The organism is Tersicoccus phoenicis, assembly GCF_001968835.1.
Classification (GTDB): domain Bacteria; phylum Actinomycetota; class Actinomycetes; order Actinomycetales; family Micrococcaceae; genus Tersicoccus; species Tersicoccus phoenicis.
In genome coordinates this window covers 1-467 of sequence record NZ_MRDE01000117.1, presented here as the reverse complement: position 1 = coordinate 467, position 467 = coordinate 1, and the positions used below count along the sequence as shown (strand labels likewise).

The 467-nt window shown below is 59.1% G+C and carries 1 rRNA gene; it reads right to left on the bottom strand.

Annotated features, from left to right (window positions below):
* Positions 1-178: 178 nt before the first annotated feature.
* Positions 179-467: ribosomal RNA gene (locus tag BKD30_RS15380) — 23S ribosomal RNA — on the bottom strand; the annotation flags it as partial.

Here is a 467-nt window from a genome sequence, read left to right as displayed (position 1 = left end):
GCCGCCGTAACGCTATTCCCCCGTTTCTGGGGTGACGTGTTGGGACACCGGCTGGTGTCCGGTTGCTTCCCTGGTGTTCCCGCCCGCCCCGGGTTCCGGGGTGAGGGGTTTGTGGTTCGGGAGCTGCATGGTGGACGCGGAGCAGAGCTTGCATTCTGACCACACCCCCGGGGGGTGTGTGGTGTAAGTTGTCGGCCTATTAGTACTGGTCAGCTTCACGAGTCTTCAGTCCTCGCTTCCACATCCAGCCTATCAACCCAGTGGTCTAGCTGGGGGCCTTCAACCCTCACGGGTATGGAAATCTCATCTTGAAGCAGGCTTCCCGCTTAGATGCTTTCAGCGGTTATCCCATCCGAACGTAGCTAATCAGCGGTGCACTTGGCAGTACAACTGACACACCAGAGGTTCGTCCGTCCCGGTCCTCTCGTACTAAGGACAGCCCTTCTCAAATTTCCTGCGCGCGCAGC